At 65.9% G+C, this 19,620-nt stretch carries 18 protein-coding genes and 1 pseudogene; 15 read left to right on the top strand and 4 right to left on the bottom strand.

The annotated features are described in order from the left end of the window. Positions 1–304: 304 nt before the first annotated feature. Positions 305–1,510, bottom strand: a complete 1,206-nt coding sequence (gene tyrS, locus L3N39_RS03900) for a tyrosine--tRNA ligase (protein WP_237255907.1) — start codon at positions 1,508–1,510, stop codon at positions 305–307. A 168-nt stretch (positions 1,511–1,678) separates the two neighbouring features. Here tyrS and L3N39_RS03895 point away from each other — a divergent pair, with 168 nt between their 5' ends. Next, positions 1,679–3,082, top strand: coding sequence for a peptidoglycan DD-metalloendopeptidase family protein (locus L3N39_RS03895; protein ID WP_237255905.1), 1,404 nt, complete (start codon positions 1,679–1,681; stop codon positions 3,080–3,082). A 2-nt stretch (positions 3,083–3,084) separates the two neighbouring features. Then, entirely contained in the window at positions 3,085–4,176 is a 1,092-nt protein-coding gene (locus L3N39_RS03890) for an anhydro-N-acetylmuramic acid kinase (protein WP_237255903.1), read from the top strand. Between the two features lie 49 nt (positions 4,177–4,225). Here the strand turns inward: L3N39_RS03890 and erpA are convergent, their stop codons facing one another. Both erpA and argC read right to left on the bottom strand, forming a co-directional pair. Continuing rightward, positions 4,226–4,576 (bottom strand): iron-sulfur cluster insertion protein ErpA, encoded by a 351-nt coding sequence (erpA, locus tag L3N39_RS03885; RefSeq protein ID WP_237255902.1) that lies wholly within the window; start codon positions 4,574–4,576, stop codon positions 4,226–4,228. Positions 4,577–4,689: 113 nt separating this feature from the next. Then, positions 4,690–5,724, bottom strand: coding sequence for an N-acetyl-gamma-glutamyl-phosphate reductase (argC, locus tag L3N39_RS03880; protein ID WP_237255900.1), 1,035 nt, complete (start codon positions 5,722–5,724; stop codon positions 4,690–4,692). A gap of 134 nt (positions 5,725–5,858) precedes the next feature. On the opposite strand from argC, the gene hemJ reads away from it, so the two are divergent. The 7 genes from hemJ to L3N39_RS03845 all read left to right on the top strand — a co-directional run bounded on the left by hemJ (position 5,859) and on the right by L3N39_RS03845 (position 9,948). After that, the gene (gene hemJ / locus L3N39_RS03875; RefSeq protein ID WP_237255898.1) at positions 5,859–6,287 is read left to right on the top strand and encodes a protoporphyrinogen oxidase HemJ; all 429 of its coding nucleotides are present in this window, start codon (positions 5,859–5,861) and stop codon (positions 6,285–6,287) included. Positions 6,288–6,321: 34 nt separating this feature from the next. Beyond that, on the top strand, positions 6,322–7,212 hold the full coding sequence (locus L3N39_RS03870; RefSeq protein ID WP_237255897.1) for a DUF805 domain-containing protein: 891 nt from the start codon (positions 6,322–6,324) through the stop codon (positions 7,210–7,212). A gap of 76 nt (positions 7,213–7,288) precedes the next feature. Next, complete coding sequence (locus L3N39_RS03865) at positions 7,289–7,630, top strand: histidine triad nucleotide-binding protein (RefSeq protein ID WP_237255895.1); 342 nt, start codon at positions 7,289–7,291, stop codon at positions 7,628–7,630. Positions 7,631–7,676: 46 nt separating this feature from the next. After that, on the top strand, positions 7,677–8,324 hold the full coding sequence (gene coq7, locus L3N39_RS03860) for a 2-polyprenyl-3-methyl-6-methoxy-1,4-benzoquinone monooxygenase (protein WP_237255894.1): 648 nt from the start codon (positions 7,677–7,679) through the stop codon (positions 8,322–8,324). Between the two features lie 305 nt (positions 8,325–8,629). Continuing rightward, complete coding sequence (locus L3N39_RS03855; protein ID WP_237255892.1) at positions 8,630–9,109, top strand: Lrp/AsnC family transcriptional regulator; 480 nt, start codon at positions 8,630–8,632, stop codon at positions 9,107–9,109. A 163-nt stretch (positions 9,110–9,272) separates the two neighbouring features. Further along, complete coding sequence (locus tag L3N39_RS03850; RefSeq protein WP_237255890.1) at positions 9,273–9,476, top strand: DUF2788 domain-containing protein; 204 nt, start codon at positions 9,273–9,275, stop codon at positions 9,474–9,476. Positions 9,477–9,555: 79 nt separating this feature from the next. Beyond that, positions 9,556–9,948, top strand: a complete 393-nt coding sequence (locus L3N39_RS03845) for a globin (RefSeq protein WP_237255888.1) — start codon at positions 9,556–9,558, stop codon at positions 9,946–9,948. Between the two features lie 15 nt (positions 9,949–9,963). On the opposite strand, the gene L3N39_RS03840 is transcribed toward L3N39_RS03845, so the two are convergent. After that, positions 9,964–10,599: a pseudouridine synthase gene (locus L3N39_RS03840; RefSeq protein ID WP_237255886.1), complete on the bottom strand. Its 636-nt coding sequence runs from the start codon at positions 10,597–10,599 to the stop codon at positions 9,964–9,966. 281 nt (positions 10,600–10,880) lie between these two features. On the opposite strand from L3N39_RS03840, the gene urtA reads away from it, so the two are divergent. From urtA to mgtA, 6 genes and pseudogenes are all read left to right on the top strand, one after another. Then, positions 10,881–12,149: an urea ABC transporter substrate-binding protein gene (urtA, locus tag L3N39_RS03835; RefSeq protein ID WP_237255884.1), complete on the top strand. Its 1,269-nt coding sequence runs from the start codon at positions 10,881–10,883 to the stop codon at positions 12,147–12,149. Between the two features lie 176 nt (positions 12,150–12,325). Then, on the top strand, positions 12,326–13,897 hold the full coding sequence (gene urtB / locus L3N39_RS03830; protein WP_237255883.1) for an urea ABC transporter permease subunit UrtB: 1,572 nt from the start codon (positions 12,326–12,328) through the stop codon (positions 13,895–13,897). Positions 13,898–14,111: 214 nt separating this feature from the next. Next, positions 14,112–15,188, top strand: coding sequence for an urea ABC transporter permease subunit UrtC (gene urtC, locus L3N39_RS03825; protein WP_237255881.1), 1,077 nt, complete (start codon positions 14,112–14,114; stop codon positions 15,186–15,188). After that, a complete protein-coding gene (urtD, locus tag L3N39_RS03820) occupies positions 15,188–16,039 on the top strand; it encodes an urea ABC transporter ATP-binding protein UrtD (RefSeq protein WP_101275185.1) in 852 nt (283 codons plus the stop codon). The genes urtC and urtD overlap by 1 nt, the downstream gene beginning before the upstream one ends. Positions 16,040–16,143: 104 nt before the next feature. Further along, entirely contained in the window at positions 16,144–16,842 is a 699-nt protein-coding gene (gene urtE / locus L3N39_RS03815; RefSeq protein WP_237255880.1) for an urea ABC transporter ATP-binding subunit UrtE, read from the top strand. A 147-nt stretch (positions 16,843–16,989) separates the two neighbouring features. After that, positions 16,990–19,539: pseudogene (mgtA, locus tag L3N39_RS03810) on the top strand (magnesium-translocating P-type ATPase); the annotation flags it as partial. Positions 19,540–19,620: the final 81 nt, after the last annotated feature.

The raw sequence follows: 19,620 nt of genomic DNA, 5'->3' as shown, positions 1-19,620 counted from the left end.
TTTTCTTTTCTACTCAATCGCTTGCCGCCTCGCCGATCTCTCAACCTCTTGAAGCGGGAGGCGAATCATACAGCGTCTATCTTCGCTGTCAACCGCCTTTTTCACCGCCTCGCCCGAGCTTCGAACGAGACACCGGCAGCGCTTCAACCTCACCCTGCCGGCGCGGCGCATTCTACTCGAATCCACCGCCCTTGCAACCCCTTTCGACTTCCTAACCTGTTGATTTATCAGGCTTTTCCGTCGAAGTTCGCTGCGAAAGTGGTGCGAATTATAGGCGGGTTTCGGAGGGCGTCAACACCAATATTCAATTTTTCTCCTCGGCGACGCGAATCCTGGCAAATGCCTTCTTGCCTGCCTGGCAGACATGCTCCGAACCCAGCGCGAAGACAAAGGAGCGATCCACCACCGCACCATCCACTTTTACGCTCCCGGCACCGAGCAGATCCCTTGCCGCCGCAGCATTCTTGGCCAGCCCCGCCTTGTTCAGCACAGACGAAACCGGCATCGGCTCCGACGAGGCGAGCTCGACCACCGGAATATCTTCAGGCACCTCGCCATCCTTCAGGCGATTGCCTGCCGAGCGATGCGCCGTGGCCGCCGCCTCCTCGCCATGGAAGCGAGCCACCAGCTCCTCTGCAAGCTTGATCTTGATGTCTCGCGGATTGGCCCCACGCTCCACGTCACCGCGGAATGCTTCGATTTCTTCAAGCGGCCGAAAGCTGAGCAGTTCGAAGTAACGCCACATCAGGGCATCCGGCATTGACACCAGCTTCCCGTACATGACGCCAGGCGCTTCCTGGATCCCCACATAGTTACCCAGCGACTTGGACATCTTCTTGATCCCGTCCAACCCCTCCAGCAGCGGCATGGTGACGATGCACTGACTCTCCTGGCCATAGGCGCGCTGCAACTCGCGCCCCATCAGCAGGTTGAACTTCTGATCCGTACCGCCCAACTCGACGTCGGCACGCAGCGCAACCGAGTCATAGCCCTGGACGAGCGGATAAAGGAATTCGTGGATGGCGATCGACTGATTGCCCTCGTACCGCTTCTTGAAGTCATCGCGCTCGAGCATGCGGGCCACGGTGTACTGCGAGGCGAGCCGGATGAAGTCAGCAGGACTGAGCTGATCCATCCAGGAGGAATTGAAGGCGACCTCGGTCTTCTGCGGATCGAGGATCTTGAACACCTGTGCCTTGTAGGTCTCGGCGTTCTCCAGCACCTGGTCGCGCGTGAGCGGCGGGCGCGTGGCGCTCTTGCCGCTCGGGTCGCCGATCATGCCGGTGAAGTCACCGATCAGAAAGACGACCTGATGCCCCAGTTCCTGAAACTGACGCAGCTTATTAATAAGGACGGTATGTCCGAGGTGAAGGTCCGGGGCGGTCGGATCGAAGCCTGCCTTGATCCGAAGCGGCTGCCCGCGCTCAAGCTTGGCGACCAGCTCCGACTCGACGAGCACCTCGTCGGCGCCGCGCTTGATGACGGACAACTGTTCCTTGACTGACCTCATTACAGCTCACCCCAGCAAAATCGAAGGCCGTAACGTTACAAGAACAGGGCCGAAATACAAGCCATCCACCGGTCAGACGGGGACCGAAATCCGGCTCGCAGGGTTGCCCCGCTCCGGCTTTGCTTATATTTTAGGCAGTTACTCCGAGCACAAAAACGCCAGACGCTAATGACGTATCCAACACAAAAAGCGCCTCTCTACCCGAAGAGCCATCTCCTGGCCGCCAGCGGTGTAGCTGCTCTGCTTAGCCTGGCTCTGCTGGTCTTTCCTTCTCGCGAGGTCGAAGCGAAGAAGAGCTTCATCGATCTCAAGCTCGAGTACGCAGCCGAGCAGATCCTCGAGGAGAACACCGAAAGCAGAGAGCCGACTCCGTCCCTCGCGGAGTCCCCCTTCGGCAACGAAGCAGCGGCTACCGATCCGGCAAATGAGGCAAACGCCCAGGCAGAGCCTGCGGCTCCTGCGGTCGACGAATCGACCAAGCGCCTCAAGGTGGCCAACGGCGACACGCTCTCGACGCTGTTCAGCAAGGCCGGCCTGCCCTCTGCGGCCGTGCACGATGTGCTGGCCTCCAGCAAGGACGCCAAACAGATCGCCCAGCTGAAAGTCGGCCAGGAGCTGGTTTTCGACATCGATGAACAAGGCCAACTGCGCAGTCTTTCCAGCAGGATCAGCCCCTTGCAGAGCCTGATGATCGAGAAGACCGACTCGGGCTATGCATTCAAGAAAGAGCAGATCAAGCCCGACGTGCAGACCCGCTACGCGCACGGGGAGATCGCCAGCAGCCTGTTCCTTGCCGCGAAGCACGCCGGCCTGAGCCACAACCTGACCATGGACCTGGCGAACATCTTCGGTTATGACATCGACTTTGCCCTGGACATCCGCCAGGGCGACAGCTTCGACGTGGTCTACGAAGAGAAGATCGTCGACGGCCGCCGTGTCGGCACCGGCAACATCCTCGCCGCGCGCTTCGTCAATCGAGGCAAGACCTATACTGCGGTGCGCTATACCGGCAAGAACGGAACCACCAGCTACTACACGGCCGACGGCTCGAGCATGCGCAAGGCCTTCATCCGCACCCCAGTGGACTTCGCGCGCATCAGCTCGCGCTTCTCCAACGGTCGCAAGCACCCGATCCTGAACAAGATCCGCGCGCACAAGGGCGTCGACTACGCGGCCCCGCACGGCACGCCGATCAAGAGCTCGGGCGACGGCAAGGTGCTCCTCGCCGGGCGCAAGGGCGGCTACGGCAACACCGTGATCATCCAGCACGGTAACCGCTATCGCACGCTCTATGCGCACATGCAGGGGTTCGCCAAGGGCGTGCGCAACGGGGCTGCGGTCAAGCAGGGCCAGATCATCGGCTACATCGGCACGACCGGCCTGTCCACCGGGCCGCATCTGCACTACGAGTTCCAGGTCGACGGCGTGCATGTCGACCCCCTTGGCCTGAAGCTGCCGATGGCCGACCCGATCGCCAAGAGCGAACTGCCCCGCTTCCTTGCCGCGAGCCGCCCGCTCATGGCACGCATGGACGAAGAGCGCGCCAGCATGCTGGCCTTGAAGCAAGACTGACCATGGACCGCTACCTGGGTGTCATGTCCGGCACCAGTCTCGACGGCCTGGACATCGTCCTTGTCGAGCAGTCAGACAGCCCCAGGCTGGTGGCCAGCCGGTTCCAGCCGATGCCCGCCGGGCTTCGCGCCGACCTCCTCTCCCTCTGCCAGCCCGGCGTCGACGAGTTGGCGCGCGCCGCCATCGCCGAAGCCGCCTGGGTCCGGCTCGCGGCGCAGACCATCAACAACCTGCTCGAAGAGCAATCCCTCCCCCCCTCGGCCGTACGCGCCATCGGCAGCCATGGCCAGACCGTGCGCCACGAGCCGGCACGCGGATTCACCCTCCAGATCGGCAATCCGGCACTGCTGGCCGAGCTGACCGGCATCACGGTGGTCGCCGATTTCCGCCGGCGCGATGTCGCGGCAGGGGGCCAGGGCGCACCACTGGTGCCGGCCTTCCACCAGGCGGTATTCGGTGACGAGCGCACGCGGCAGGCGATTCTCAACATCGGCGGGTTCAGCAACCTCAGCCTGCTTGCGCCAGGCCAGCCACTGCGCGGCTTCGATTGCGGCCCTGGCAACGTGCTGCTGGATGCTTTCATCCAGCGAGAAAAGGGCCTGGACTTCGATCGCGACGGCGCCTGGGCCGCCAGCGGTACCCCAGACCCGCACCTGCTAAAAGCCCTGCTGAGCGACGAGTTCTTTTGCGCAACGGGCCCCAAGAGCACCGGCCGTGAACTGTTCAACCTTGCCTGGCTGGACCGGCATCTGGCTTGCCTGCCTCCCATCGTCGCGCAGGATGTGCAGGCCACCCTGCTGGAGCTCACCGCCCGCTCGATCAGCGACGCCCTGACAGCCGCGCAACCTGATGTCGAGCGCATCCTGGTCTGTGGCGGCGGCGCGCACAACCTCGCACTGATGCAACGGCTCGCGCAGCTCAACGCCCCCGCCCGGGTCGGCACCACCGACGCCTTCGGCATCGCTGCCGACTGGGTCGAAGCGATGGCGTTCGCCTGGCTCGCGCAGCGCTGCCTGGAAGGCCTGCCCGGCAACGAGCCGACGGTCACCGGAGCCCGCGGCCCGCGCATCCTCGGCGCCATTTATCCGGCATGAAAAAAGCCGCACGCCCAAGGGCTGTGCGGCTTCTTCGACCACGCCGGCGTCAGATGGAGAACGATTGGCCGCAGCCGCAGGTCGTGCTCGCGTTCGGGTTCTTGATCACGAAGCGCGACCCCTCCAGCCCTTCCTGATAATCAACCTCCGCCCCCGCCAGATACTGGAAGCTCATCGCATCGACCACCAGGCTGACGCCTTCACGCTCGATGATGGTGTCGTCCTCGGCGAGGTCCTCATCGAACGTGAAGCCGTACTGGAAGCCGGAACAGCCGCCACCCGTCACGAAAACCCGCAATTTCAGCCGAGGATTACCTTCCTCCTCGACAAGACTCTTCACTTTGCTCGCGGCTCCCTGGGTGAACTGGATAGCCATCGGCGTGAAGGATTCGACACTCATTCGGATCTCCTAGCGTACGTGACGCCAAAACTGCCTGATGCGGCGCATTATCCGCTTACCCCACCAGAATGATCAACTATTCGCACAGGCCGGCTATCGCACGCGACAAGGCCTCAAGGCAACAGCGCAGCCGCCGTCAGGCCCATCCGCTCGTCCAGGCCGAAGAGAATGTTCATGTTCTGCACCGCCTGGCCCGAGGCGCCCTTGACCAGGTTGTCGATGACCGAGAGCACCACCACCAGGTCGCCGCCCTGCGGGCGATGCACGGCGATCCGGCAGATATTCGCGCCGCGTACGCTGCGCGTCTCCGGATGGCTACCGGCGGGCATCACGTCGACGAAGGGTTCGTTGGCGTAGCGCTGCTCATAAAGCGCCTGCAGATCCACCGAGCGATCCGCCACGGTCGCGTAGAGCGTGGCGTGGATGCCGCGGATCATCGGTGTCAGGTGCGGCACGAAGGTCAGCCCGACATCACCACCGGCCGCGCGACGCAGGCCCTGGCTGATCTCGGGCAGATGCCGGTGGCCCTTGACTGAATAGGCCATCATGCTCTCGCCCGCCTCGGTGAACAGCGAGCCGATCTTGGCCGCGCGCCCGGCGCCGCTGACGCCCGACTTGCAGTCGGCGATCAGCCGCGTCGCATCGGCCAGGCCGTTCTCCAGCAGCGGCAGGAAGCCGAGCTGCGTAGCCGTCGGATAGCAGCCGGGCACGGCGATCAGGCGTGCCGCGCGGATCTTCTCGCGATTGACTTCCGGCAGCCCGTAGACCGCCGACTCCAGCAACTCCGGCGCGCCATGGGGCTGGCCGTACCAGCGCGACCACTCATCGGCATCCTGCAGGCGGAAGTCAGCCGACAGGTCGATCACCCGGGTGCCCGCCGCCAGCAACTCGCCGGCCAGGGCATGGGCGACACCGTGGGGCGTGGCGAAGAACACCACATCGCAGGCGCCCAGGGTCGCGGCATCCGGCACGCTGAAGGCCAGGCCGTCGTAGTGCCCGCGCAGGTTGGGAAACATGTCGGCGACCTTGACGCCGTCCTCGGAGCGCGAGGTGATGACCGCCACCTCCGCCTGGGGGTGCTGCGCCAGCAGGCGCAGCAGCTCCACTCCGGTGTAGCCCGTTCCGCCGACGATTCCGACCTTGACCATGTGCTGCCTCGCGATGAAAAAGCGCCATAAAGGAAGGCGATGATAAAGCCGCTTTGGATGGCGGCCAACCGCCCGGATGACGAGCAGCCGTATGAACCTCTACTATCGCGCGATCGCACAGAAGGATGAACCCGATGCTCTATCTCTGGCTCAAGGCGCTGCACCTGATCGCCGTGGTCTGCTGGTTTGCCGGCCTGTTCTACCTGCCGCGCCTGTTTGTCTACCACGCCATGAGCGAGGACCAGCCCAGCCGCGAACGCTTCAAGATCATGGAACGCAAGCTGTACCGCGGCATCATGGTGCCGTCGATGATCGCCACGCTGGTGTTCGGCCTCTGGATGATCGCGCTCAACCCGGCGCTGTTCGCCACCGGCGGCTGGCTGCACGCCAAGCTGGCGCTGGTGGTGCTGCTGATCGGCTATCACCACGTTTGCGGGGCCCAGCTGAAGCGCTTCGCCCGCGACGCCAACACCCGCGGGCACGTGTTCTACCGCTGGTTCAACGAGGTGCCGGTGCTGTTTCTCATCGCGATCGTCATCCTGGTGATCGTCAAACCCTTCTGAGGCCCGTGCGGCCCGAATGTGACAGGGATGCCACATGGACCAACCCAGCTATCGCATCGTGTTTTCCGGTGACTGCGCACCAACCATGAGCGCCGAGGCCGTCAGGCAGAACCTGGCGGCGCTGTTCCGGATCGACGAAAGCCGCCTGCGCGGCCTGTTCGACGGGCGCAGCAAAGTGCTGCGCAAGGGCCTCGGCGCGGAGCACGCCCGGCGCTACCTCGCCGCCCTGCACCGTGCCGGCGCGCTGGCACGCCTGGAAGAGGAAGCACCGCCGGCCGCACCGCAGGCGCAGCGGGTCGATGTCGAGCCTTCGCCCGCTCCAGTGGCGCCAAGGATGACCTGCCCGAAATGCCAGGCCGAGCAGGCACACGCCAGCCAGTGCAGCCACTGCTCGATCGTCATCGACAAGTACCTGGCGCGGCAGGCGGCCCGTTTGCAAGCGGGGACCGAATCGCCCTATGCGCCACCGCGCACGCCGCTCGCCGACCCGATCACGGGCCCGGCCGAGCTGAAGGTATTTTCCCTGAGCGGGCGCATCGGCCGGCTGCGCTACCTGGCCTGGTCGATGGTCGCGCTCGCTGCGGTCAGCGCAGCCTTCCTGCTGGCGAGCCTGCTGCTGGGACTGCTCGCGCCCACCGGGATCGGCGCCATGCTGCTGATTCTGGTCGCCGCCGGCGTGGTCAACGTGCAGATCGGTGTCCAGCGCCTGCACGACATCGGCCTGTCCGGCTGGCTCATGGCGCTGCACTTCGTGCCCGTGCTCGGCTCGCTGATGCCGCTGGCCCTCGCAGCGGTCCCCGGCAAGCGCGAAGCGAACCGCTTCGGCGCACCGCCACCGCCCAATGGCACGTCGGTCAAGTTGCTCGCCGCGCTCTGGCTGCTCGTGCTGGCCGGCGCCTTCGTCTTCGGCATGCTGGCACGCTAGCCTCCAGGACCGGCCACCACTCCGCCCGCGCGACGGGCTGATACACTGTCCGGCAGCCGAGCATCGGAGAAACACGATGGACTGTCTGTTCTGCAAGATCGTGGCGGGCGAGATTCCCGCCCGCAAGCTCTACGAAGACGACCAGTTGATTGCCTTCCACGACATCGCGCCGCAGGCGCCGGTGCATTTCCTGGTCATCCCCAAGAAGCACATCCCCACCCTGCATGATCTCAGCGAGGCGGACGACAAGCCGCTGGCCGGGCACATCCTGTTCACCGCCCAGCGCCTGGCCGAGGAGCAGGGCTGCCAGGAGGGCTTCCGCGTGGTGATGAACTGCAACGACCTCGGTGGCCAGACGGTCTATCACATCCACATGCACGTACTCGGCCAGCGCCAGCTGCACTGGCCGCCGGGCTGAGCGCCACACGCCAGCGCCCAACGGTTTCGATTACAGGGAGCCCAGAATGACCAGCCAACGCCATTACTCGCCCGTCGACCGCCTGCTGATGCAGGCAGACTCCGCCCTGCGCACCCTGCTGCCGTTCAGCGGCCAGCCCGGCCGGCCGTCGCCGGCGGTGATCCGCGAAGAGCCCGAGCTCAACGAGAGCGAAGCCCGCCACGTCGCCGGGCTGATGCGCATCAACCACACCGGTGAAGTCTGCGCCCAGGCGCTCTACCAGGGCCAGGCGCTGACCGCCCGGCTGCCGCGGGTGCGCGAAGCGATGGAGAAGGCCGCCGACGAGGAGGTCGACCACCTGGCCTGGTGCGAACAGCGCATCCGCCAGCTCGGCAGCCACACCAGCGTGCTCAACCCGCTGTTCTATGGCCTGTCCTTTGGTATCGGCGCCTCCGCCGGGCTGATCAGCGACCGCATCAGCCTGGGCTTCGTCGCCGCCACCGAGGACCAGGTGTGCAAGCACCTGGACGACCACCTGCAGCGCCTGCCGGCGCAGGACGGCAAGTCCCGCGCGATCCTCGAGCAGATGCGCGAGGACGAGGCCAGGCATTCGACCGCGGCGATCGACGCCGGCGGGCTGCGCTTCCCGGCGCCGGTGAAGTTCGGCATGAGCCTGGTCGCCAAGGCGATGACCAAGACCACCTACCGCATCTGAGCGCCACACAAAAAAAGACCACGCCGAGGCGTGGTCTTGGTATCTCGTTCGGCCAGCCGCGGATAGCGGCTTCTTCAGGCAGCGCCGGGGTAAGGCGGTGCGGCTCCGGATGCCGGCCCTCGTGAGGCGGGCAGTGGGTGCGGGCTGGTTGGCCCGCACCGGTTGTGCCGGGAGCGGAAGTTGGAAGTAGCTTACCGCCGCCGGCACGACAGATGTTTGCGAAGATTGCTTGGTTAAGCGCCTCTTGCGCAACTGATCGCCAAACATCAACAATCGGCGCAATAAAACCACGGAAGTATCGCGCCATGAGCAAACTCGATCGCTACGACCTGCGCATCCTCGCCGAACTGCAGCACGACGCGCGCATTTCCAATCAGGAGCTGGCCGAGCGTATCGGCCTGTCCGCCTCGCCCTGCTCGCGGCGGGTCAAGCAACTGGAGGATGATGGCTACATCGCCCGCCAGGTCGCGCTGCTCGACCGCAAGAAGCTCGGCCTGACCCTGACCGCCTACGTACTGATCGGCATGGATCGGCACACGCCGGAGCGCTTCGAGCATTTCGAAGGGGTGATCGGCAAGTGCCCCGAGGTGCTCGAGTGCAGCCTGGTCACCGGGATGGACGCCGACTACCAGCTCAAGGTGGTGGTACCCGACATGGAGCACTACCAGCAGTTCCTGCTCGGTACGCTGACGCGCATCGACGGCGTCTCCAGCGTCCGCTCCAGCTTCGTGCTGCGCCAGGTGGCCTCCAGCACCGAGCTGCCACTGGAGCATCTGCGTGGCTGAGACGCCGCTCACGAAGCGGAACAACATTCACGCAAACGATTGCGTATAATCCGCGCCGCCTTGCTATGCCCTGCACGCACATCCAATAAGAGCCACGCTCGATAAATAGCCGCCTGCCGCTGTCATAGCGCTTGTCCTGAACAGAACGACTTGCGGAGGACGCATGGATCCAGCTGTTTTCGAAGAGTGGATGATGATCAGCCTGATCGGTGGGCTGGTGGCCTTCATGGCCTTTATCGTGTGGGACCTGGCAAAGAAATCCCAGGCGGGCCGCTATGGCACGCTGGTGCTGTTCGGCGCGCTCGGCCTGGGCGTGCTGGGGTTCGTCATCAAGACGCTGGTGATCGGTAGCCTCGAAGGCATCTGACCGCCCCACCTCCTTCTCCCTCCTCCAGCAGGCTGTGCCTTCGCGGCACGGCCCTGGTCTGCCTTTGCCAAGGAAAGCCATGAAAGACACCGATCGCGTGATGCAGAGCTATGGCCGTTGCTGTGCCAGTGCCGGCTTCTTCGACGACTTCTACGTCAACTTCCTCGCCAGCTCGCCGGCGGTACGCGACAAGTTCGCCCGTACCGACATGGCCGCACAGAAGCACCTGCTGCGCGCCGGCATTCTCAACCTGGTGCTGTTCGCCCGCGGCATGCCGGACACCAAGCTCCGGGCACTGGGGCAGAGCCACTCGCGCAGCGGCTTCGACATCCGCCCGGAGCTCTACGACCTCTGGCTCGCCGCGGTGCTGCAGACCGTGCGCCAACACGATCCGAACTCGGTCAAGGAGGACCTGGACGCCTGGCGCGCGGTGCTCGGCAAGGGCATCGAGGTCATCAAGTCCTACTACTGACCCTTCGCCGGCGCGCTACAGCTGCGCCGGCACTTCCCGCCACTCGCCCGGCTGCAGGCCATCCAGCGCCCAGGGGCCGATGCGCACCCGCACCAGGCGCAGGGTCGGCAGCCCGACCGCCGCGGTCATCCGCCTGACCTGGCGATTGCGCCCCTCGTGGATCACCAGCTCCAGCCAGCAGGTCGGCACGCTCTTGCGAAAGCGCACCGGCGGATTGCGCGGCCACAGCGCGGGCTCGTCGAGCTGCCGCGCTTCGGCCGGCAGGGTCATGCCGTCGTTCAGCTCGACGCCCTGGCGCAGCCGCTCCAGTTGCGTCTCGTCTACCTCGCCTTCCACCTGCACCCAGTAGGTCTTGGGCAGCTTGTGCTTCGGGTCGGCGATACGCGCCTGCAACAGACCGTCGTTGGTCAAGAGCAACAGGCCCTCGCTGTCGCGATCCAGCCGCCCGGCGGGGTAGACGCCTGGCACCTGCACGAAGTCCTTCAGCGTCGCGCGGCCATCGGCATCGTTGAATTGCGTCAGCACATCGAACGGCTTGTTCAGCAGCAACAACCGCGGCTCGGCCGGCGGCGCCTTGGCGACGCGCCGCGGCGCGGACGCGCGAGCTGGCCGGGCGGAACGGGGTGCTGGAGCGCGTGGCGGACGGGGCATGGCGGGACGATCTCGGTACGGGCCGGCCATGCTAGAAGCCGCTGCCGGTCGCTGCAAGAACGGCTGCCGGCACCGAAATCGGGCAAAGCGGCCCTCGGCAGTGCACCACGCGCCCCGCCGCGCACCAGCGCAGCCCACCTGGCGCACCATCGAAACCGCGACTCTCCGCGCAAGGCCTCGCCATTCCTGGCTTTGCGCCATTTGGCACGGATGCTGCCATTGCTCCAGGCGTTCCGATGTTTTCAGCCCACAGTTGCGCACGGACAGCCAAGGAGCCCCAAATGAAACGCCGTCCTCTGATCAAGACCACCCTCGCCGCCAGTGCCCTGATGCTCAGCGGCCTGTTCCCCTTCACCCTGCAGGCCGCCGAAACCATCAAGGTCGGCATCCTGCATTCGCTGTCCGGCACCATGGCCATCTCCGAGACCTCGCTCAAGGACATGGCGCTGATGACCATCGACGAGATCAACGCCAAGGGCGGCGTGCTCGGCAAGCAGCTCGAGCCGGTGGTGGTCGATCCGGCGTCCAACTGGCCGCTGTTCGCCGAGAAAGGCCGTCAGCTGCTGACCCAGGACAAGGTCGCGGTGACCTTTGGTTGCTGGACTTCGGTTTCGCGCAAATCCGTGCTGCCGGTCTATGAAGAACTCAACGGCCTCTTGTTCTACCCGGTGCAGTACGAAGGCGAGGAGCTGTCGCCGAACGTCTTCTACACCGGCGCCGCGCCGAACCAGCAGGCCATCCCGGCCGTCGAGTACCTGATGAGCGAAGACGGCGGCAGCGCCGAGCGCTTCTTCCTGCTCGGTACCGACTACGTCTACCCGCGCACCACCAACAAGATCCTGCGCGCCTTCCTGATCAGCAAGGGCGTGCCGGAATCCAGCATCGAAGAGGTCTACACCCCCTTCGGTCACAGCGATTACCAGACCATCGTCGCCAACATCAAGAAGTTCGCCGCCGGCGGCAAGACGGCCGTGGTGTCGACCATCAACGGCGACTCCAACGTGCCCTTCTACAAGGAGCTGGCCAACCAGGGCCTGGACGCCACCGACGTTCCGGTCGTCGCCTTCTCGGTCGGTGAAGAAGAGCTGCGTGGCATCGACACCAAGCCGCTGGTCGGCCACCTGGCCGCCTGGAACTACTTCCAGTCGGTGGAGAATCCGGTCAACGAAGCCTTCGTCAGCAAGTGGAAGGCCTACGCCAAGGCCCAGAACCTGCCAGGCGCCGACAAGGCGGTGACCAACGACCCGATGGAGGCCACTTACGTCGGCATCCACATGTGGGCGCAGGCGGTCGAGAAGGCCGGCAGCACCGAGGTGGACAAGGTGCGCGATGCACTCGCCGGGCAGACCTTCAAGGCACCGAGCGGCTACACCCTGACCATGGACGAGAAGAACCACCACCTGCACAAGCCGGTGATGATCGGCGAGGTCCAGGAGGACGGACAGTTCTCGGTGGTCTGGGAAACCGAAAGCCCGGTCCGCGCCCAGCCGTGGAGCCCCTACATCCCGGGCAACGACAAGAAGCCGGATTACGCGGTGAAGTCCAACTAACCGCTGCGGTCGTCATGGTGGATGCGTGACGCACCGATTTCGCGTCCCGATCCACCCCACGATCGCTCGGCTTTCGTTGGGCGGATCGGGACGCGTAGTCGAGACGTTCTCATCCGCCCGCCCATCGCCGCCAGCTCCGCCAAGAGAGCACACGGCGCCCCTTGGGGAATTCACGCATGAACACTGCCCTGCACCGATTATTGCTGCTGCTCCTGCTGGTTCTGCCCTGGGCAGCCCAGGCCGGAGACGCGGCCGACTACGCCAAGGCCAGCCCGGCCAAACAGGCCAGGCTGCTGGAAAGCTGGGCCGCCGCGCCCGCGCCTGAGCGGCTGCCGCTGATCGAAGCGCTGCGCGCCAATCGCGTGGCCATCGACCAGAACAAGACGCCCTTCATTGAGGAAAACGGGGCCTACCGTGCCCTCGAAGGTGATGCCGAGCCGGTCGGCACGCCGAAGAAGCTGCGCCTGAACAACCGCCTGCGCGGCCTGCTCAACACCGCCCTGGCCAGCCACCAGCTGTTCGCCGAAGACCCCGCGCAGCGCCTCGCCGCGGCCAAGCGCCTGCAGCGCAGCGGCCAACCGGAACAGCTCGAGCTGCTCCAGCAGCGCCTGGACGCCGAGGACGATGCCGCCGTCAGCGAAGCGCTGACCCTGGCGCTGGCCAACCTGCAGCTGACCGCAAGCGACCCCGCCGTACGCCTCGCCGCGGTGCGCCTGCTCGGCGAAACCGGCGCGCCCATGGCCCGGGTGCGCCTGGAGAACCTGCTGGCCGACGAGGCGGAAACCGACGCCAACGTGCGCAAGGCCGCCGAGACCAGCCTGGCCCAGGCCAAGCGCAAGCTCCTGATCGGCGAGCTGCTCGGCCAGGCTTTCAGCGGCCTGTCGCTGGGCTCGATCCTGCTGCTCGCCGCCCTCGGCCTGGCGATCACCTTCGGCCTGCTCGGGGTGATCAACATGGCCCACGGCGAGATGCTGATGCTCGGGGCCTACACCACCTACATGGTGCAGGTGCTGATGGCGCGGCTCGCCCCGGAAGCCCTCGCCTTCTACCCGCTGGTGGCGTTGCCGGTGGCCTTCTTCGTCACCGCCGCAATCGGCATGGCGCTGGAGCGCACGGTGATCCGCCATCTGTACGGCCGCCCGCTGGAAACCCTGCTGGCGACCTGGGGCATCAGCCTGATCCTGATCCAGCTGGTGCGCGTTCTGTTCGGCGCGCAGAACGTCGAGGTCGCCAACCCCGGCTGGCTGTCCGGTGGCCTGCAGGTGCTGCCGAACCTGGTGCTGCCGTACAACCGCATGGTGATCATAGGCTTCGCGCTGTTCGTGGTGCTCCTGACCTGGCTCTTGCTGAACAAGACGCGCCTGGGCCTGAACGTGCGCGCGGTCACGCAGAACCGCAACATGGCCGCCTGCTGCGGGGTGCCCACCGGGCGCATCGACATGATGGCCTTCGGGCTGGGTTCCGGCATCGCCGGGCTCGGCGGCGTGGCCCTGAGCCAGATCGGCAACGTCGGCCCGGACCTCGGCCAGAGCTACATCATCGATTCCTTCCTGGTGGTGGTGCTCGGCGGTGTCGGTCAGCTGGCCGGTAGCATCTTCGCCGCCTTCGGCCTCGGCATCGCCAACAAGATCCTCGAACCGCAGATCGGCGCCGTGCTGGGCAAGATCCTCATCCTCGCGCTGATCATCCTCTTCATCCAGAAGCGTCCGCAGGGGCTGTTCGCGCTGAAAGGGAGGGTGATCGATTGAAAACTTCTCCCCGCCCGCTTCGCGCCCTTTGTGGGAGCGGACTTGTCCGCGAATTGGCGCCCAGCGGGCCCTTCAGCAACCGAAGGGCGGGTGCAACCCGCCAACTCCCGGTCGCCGTTCAGCACGTTCGGCGGGTTTCACCCGCCCTACGAAATTTCTCGCGGACACCAATCCCGCATTCGCGAGCAAGCTCGCTCCTACAGGAGAGCTGCGCATGAACCAGCCACTTACCCTCACTGCCGCGCAGAAAGCCGGGCCGAAAGCCACGGTCACCGCCCTCGGCCTGGCGCTCGCCGTCCTCGTCGCCATGCCGCTGCTGCATCTGCTGCCGGCCGAGCATGCCCTGCACGTTTCGGCCTACACCCTGACCCTGGTGGGCAAGATCCTCTGCTACGCCATCGTCGCCCTGGCGCTGGATCTGGTCTGGGGTTACGCGGGGCTCTTGTCCCTCGGCCACGGCCTGTTCTTCGCCCTCGGTGGCTACGCCATGGGCATGTACCTGATGCGCCAGAGCGCCGGTGACGGCCTGCCGGCGTTCATGAGCTTCCTCGCCTGGAACGAGCTGCCCTGGTACTGGTATGGCACGTCGAGCTTTCTCTGGGCCATGTGCCTGGTGGTGCTGGTGCCCGGCGTGCTGGCCTTCGTCTTTGGCTTCTTCGCCTTCCGCTCGCGGATCAAGGGCGTTTACTTCTCGATCATGACCCAGGCGCTGACCTTCGCCGGCATGCTCCTGTTCTTCCGCAACGAGACCGGCTTCGGCGGCAACAACGGCTTCACCGATTTCAAGACCATCCTCGGTTTCTCGATCTCGGCGCCGGCGACCCGCGCCACGTTGTTTCTCGCCACCGTGGCGCTCCTGGCCGGCAGCCTGTACCTGGGCTTCCGCCTGGCGCGCAGCAAGTTCGGCCGGGTGCTCACCGCCCTGCGCGATGCCGAGAACCGGCTGATGTTCTGCGGCTACGACCCGCGCGGCTACAAGCTGTTCATCTGGACGCTGTCGGCGGTGCTCTGCGGCCTGGCCGGTGCGCTCTACGTGCCGCAGGTGGGGATCATCAACCCCAGCGAGATGGCACCGACGCAATCCATCGAGGCGGCCGTCTGGGTCGCACTCGGCGGGCGCAGCACGCTGATCGGCCCGCTGCTCGGCGCCGGCCTCGTCAACGGCATGAAGAGCTGGTTCACCGTGGCCTTACCCGAATACTGGCTGTTCGCCCTCGGTGCGCTATTCATCGTCGTCACCCTGTACCTGCCCAAGGGCGTCATCGGCCTCATCAAGCGGAGGGGCGAATGATGAAAACCGTACCCTGCAGCGCCGTCATCGACGGCTTCGACCCCACTGGCGGTGGCCTGACCCGCGATGCCATCGGCCTCGGCCGGGTCGCCGAGAAGGGCCTGGACGTACGCCACGGCACCATCCTCAGCCTGGAAGACATCAACGTCAGCTTCGACGGCTTCAAGGCGCTGACGGATCTCAGCCTGTACATCGGCGTCGGCGAGCTGCGCTGCATCATCGGCCCCAACGGCGCCGGCAAGACCACCATGATGGACGTCATCACCGGCAAGACGCGCCCCACCAGCGGCAGCGCCTGGTTCGGCGAAACCCTGGACCTGACCCGCATGAGCGAGGTGGACATCGCCCAGGCCGGCATCGGTCGCAAGTTCCAGAAGCCCACGGTGTTCGAGGCGCTTTCGGTGTTCGAGAACCTGGAGCTGGCGCAGAAAACCGACAAGTCGGTATGGGCGAGTTTGAGAGCCAAGCTCAACGGCGAGCAGAAGGACCGCATCGACGAAGTGCTGGAGACCATCCGCCTCGGCCAGTCGCGTCATCGCCCGGCCGGGCTGCTGTCCCACGGGCAGAAGCAGTTCCTCGAGATCGGCATGCTGCTGATGCAGTCGCCGCAGCTCTTGCTGCTCGACGAGCCGGTAGCAGGCATGACCGATGCCGAGACCGAATTCACCGCCGAGCTGTTCAAGTCCTTGGCGCGCAAGCATTCGCTGATGGTGGTCGAGCACGACATGGGCTTCGTCGAGACCATCGCCGACCACGTCACCGTGCTGCACCAGGGCCAGGTGCTGGCCGAGGGTTCGCTGCAACAGGTGCAGGCGGATGAGCGGGTGATCGAGGTGTATCTGGGGCGTTGAGCAAAAAAGGTGGATGGCTTCGGCCATCCACCCTACGCCCGTCGAACGTAGGGTGGAAAACGGCAAAGCCTTTTCCACGCGGACATACGAACAAGGACATCGACATGCTGCAAGTCCAGCAACTGCACCAGTACTACGGCGGCAGCCATATCCTGCGCGGCCTCTCGTTCGAGGCGAAGGTCGGCGAAGTCACCTGCCTGCTCGGACGCAACGGCGTCGGCAAGACCACCCTGCTCAAGTGCCTGATGGGCCTGATCCCGGCCAAGGAAGGCGCGGTGAACTGGGAGGGCAAGCCGATCACCGGCTTCAAGCCGCACCAGCGCGTGCACGCCGGCATCGCCTACGTGCCGCAGGGTCGGGAAATCTTCGGCCGCCTGACCGTCGAGGAAAACCTGCTGATGGGCCTGTCCCGTTTCAGCGCCGGGGAAGCCAAGGAAGTACCCGAGTTCATCTACGAACTGTTTCCGGTTTTGCAGGAAATGAAGCACCGCCGCGGCGGCGACCTTTCCGGCGGCCAGCAACAGCAACTGGCCATCGGCCGCGCGCTGGCGAGCAAGCCGCGCCTGCTGATCCTCGACGAGCCCACCGAAGGCATCCAGCCCTCGGTGATCAAGGAGATCGGCGCGGTGATCAAGAAGCTCGCGGCCCGCGGCGACATGGCGATCCTCCTGGTGGAGCAGTTCTACGACTTCGCCGCCGACCTGGCCGACCAGTACCTGGTGATGAGCCGCGGCGAGATCATCCAGCAGGGCCGCGGCGCAGACATGGCCGCCGAGGGTGTGCAACGCCTGGTGGCGATCTAGCCTTGCTGCAGCGCCCCCACGGGGGCTGACCGATGTCAATGCCGCACGAGGCCGCTAGGCGGACTATCGGGACAGGTTCGCGCGCCGCTCGGGAGGCAAGGCATGCACGCTGCGTTCGATCGCTGGCTCTCAGGCAAGCGCCACCCCGACGACACCGAAGCCGCCACGCCGGACTACTGGAGCCAGCCGCTGGATGAGCTCTACGCCAGCCTGAAAAGCGGCCCGAACGGGCTCGCCAGCGACGCTGCCGCCGCGCGTCAGCCGTCGGTCAGGCGTACGTACCGGCCGAACCTGGCGCGGCAGGTCGGCGCCTCGCTGCTGCGCCAGCTGTCCAGCCCGCTGGTGCTGATCCTGTTGATCGGCGCGCTGGTGGCGCTGATCGCCCATGACTGGCTGGATGCCCTGATCGTGCTGGCCATCGTCATCGCCAGCGCGCTGGTCGGCAGCCTGCACGAGGTCCGTTCCAACCGCGCGATTGCACGCCTGCGCGAACAGGTGGCCAGCCGCGCCGATGTCTGGCGCGACGGGCGCCTGCAGAGCCTGGCCGCAGATGAAGTGGTGCCCGGCGATATCGTCGAGCTCTCGGCCGGCAGCCTGATTCCGGCCGATGGCCGGCTGGTCGAGGCGCGCGACTGCTTCGTCAACCAGGCCCTGCTGACCGGCGAGACCTTTCCGGTGCAGAAGCAGGCGAGCCGGATCGCCAGCGACGCCGCCCTGGCGCAGCGCGACAACTGCCTGTTCCGCGGCACCTCGCTGCGCAGCGGCACGGCGCGCCTGCTGGCCGTGCGCTGCGGCCTGCATACCGAGCTCGGCCATATCGAGCGCTCGCTGGTGCTGCGCCCGCCGGAAACCGAGTTCGAGCGCGGCCTGCGCCAGTTCGGCGGTCTGCTGCTGCGGGTGATGCTGGTGATGGTCACGGCGGTGCTCGGGCTCAACCTGTTCCTCGACCGACCGCCGCTGGACACCCTGATGTTCGCCATCGCCCTGGCCGTCGGGCTGTCGCCGGAGCTGTTGCCGGCGATCCTCAGCGCGACCCTTTCGGCCGGCGCGCGACGCATGGCGGGGCGCGGCGTGATCGTGCGCCATCTCAACGCCATCGAGAATCTCGGCGCGATGGACACCCTCTGCACCGACAAGACCGGCACCCTCACCCGCGGCGTGGTGGCCCTCGACGGCGCGCTGGACGCCGACGGCCAGCCCAGCACCAGGGTGCTGCGCATGGCCTGGCTCAACGCGTCGCTGCAGACCGGCCTGCGCAACCCGCTGGACGAGGCGATCGGCGACTACGCCCGCGACAAGGCGCCGGCCATGACTGGCGCCGACAAGCTCGATGAAATTCCCTACGACTTCGTCCGCAAGCGCCTGAGCGTGCTCTTGCGCGACGCCGGCGAGCCCACACCACGGCTGATCTGCAAGGGTGCGCTGGATAACGTGCTGCAGATGTCGGCATTCGTGCAGCAGGGCGATGCCGTGTTGCCGTTGACCGCCGAGCGGCGTGAGGCGCTGGCGGCCCGCTTCGCTGCCTGGAGCGCCGCCGGCTATCGGGTGCTCGGCCTTGCCTGGCGCTCCATGGAAGGCGAGCGCTGCACCGTCGATGATGAGCAGGCGCTGGTCTTCGCCGGCTTCCTGCTGTTCTTCGACCCACCCGAGCCCGGTGTGCGCGAGGAGCTGGCGGCGCTGCGCGAGCTGGGCGTGGCGGTGAAGATCATCAGCGGCGACAACCGCCTGATCGCGCGGCAGGTGGCCGAGAGCGTCGGCATCGATGTCGAGCGCGTCATCACGGGCGCCGAGATCGGGCAGATGCGCGACGAGGCGCTGATCAACCTGGCGCCGCGGGTCAGCCTGTTCGCCGAGGTCGATCCCAACCAGAAGGAGCGCATCATCCGCGCGCTGCAGAAGACCGGCCACGTGGTGGGCTTTCTCGGCGACGGCATCAACGACGCGCCGGCACTGCATGCCGCGGACGTCGGCATCTCGGTGGACAACGCGGTGGACGTGGCCAAGGAGGCGGCCGATTTCGTCCTGCTGCGCCACGAGCTGGGCCTGGTCCGCCAGGGTATCGACGAAGGCCGGCGTACCTTCGCCAACACCTTGAAATACATCTACCTGACCACCAGCGCCAATTTCGGCAACATGATCAGCATGGCCGTGGCCTCGTTCTTCCTGCCCTTCCTGCCGCTGCTGGCCAAGCAGATCCTGCTCAACAACTTTCTCTCCGACATTCCGGCCATCGGCATCGCCGGCGACCGCGTCGATGCCGACTGGTCACGCACGCCGCATCGCTGGGACATCGGCGAGGTGCGCCGCTTCATGATCCAGTTCGGCCTGATCAGCTCGGCCTTCGATCTGCTCACCTTCGGCGTGCTGCTGTATCTGGTAGGCGAGCATCCGGAGCTGTTTCGCAGCGGCTGGTTCGTCGAGTCGCTAATCACCGAACTCGCCATCATCTTCGTGGTGCGCACGCACAAACCGTTCTATCGCAGCCGGTCGGGGCGCTTCCTGCTCGTCAGTTCACTGCTCATCGCGCTGCTGACCGTGCTGCTGCCCTATACGCCGGTGGGCGCCTGGTTCGCCCTGCAGCCGCTGCCAGCCACGGTGCTCGGGGCGGTTCTGCTGATCACGCTGCTCTATGCGGCCTGTTCGGAATGGACCAAGCAGCGCTTCTTCGCCCGGCTCGGCGCATCCCGTCAGCCCTGAGCAAGAGCGCAGCAGGCGCACCACGAAAGGGCATGGCGAACCGGGCGGCAGCAGATCGCACCGTAACGGTGCATATCCCAC

The sequence above is a fragment of the Pseudomonas oligotrophica genome (genome assembly GCF_021726475.1).
GTDB lineage: Bacteria > Pseudomonadota > Gammaproteobacteria > Pseudomonadales > Pseudomonadaceae > Stutzerimonas > Stutzerimonas oligotrophica.
Note: the sequence above shows the minus strand (reverse complement) of the source record. Positions and strands in the feature narration are given on the sequence as shown.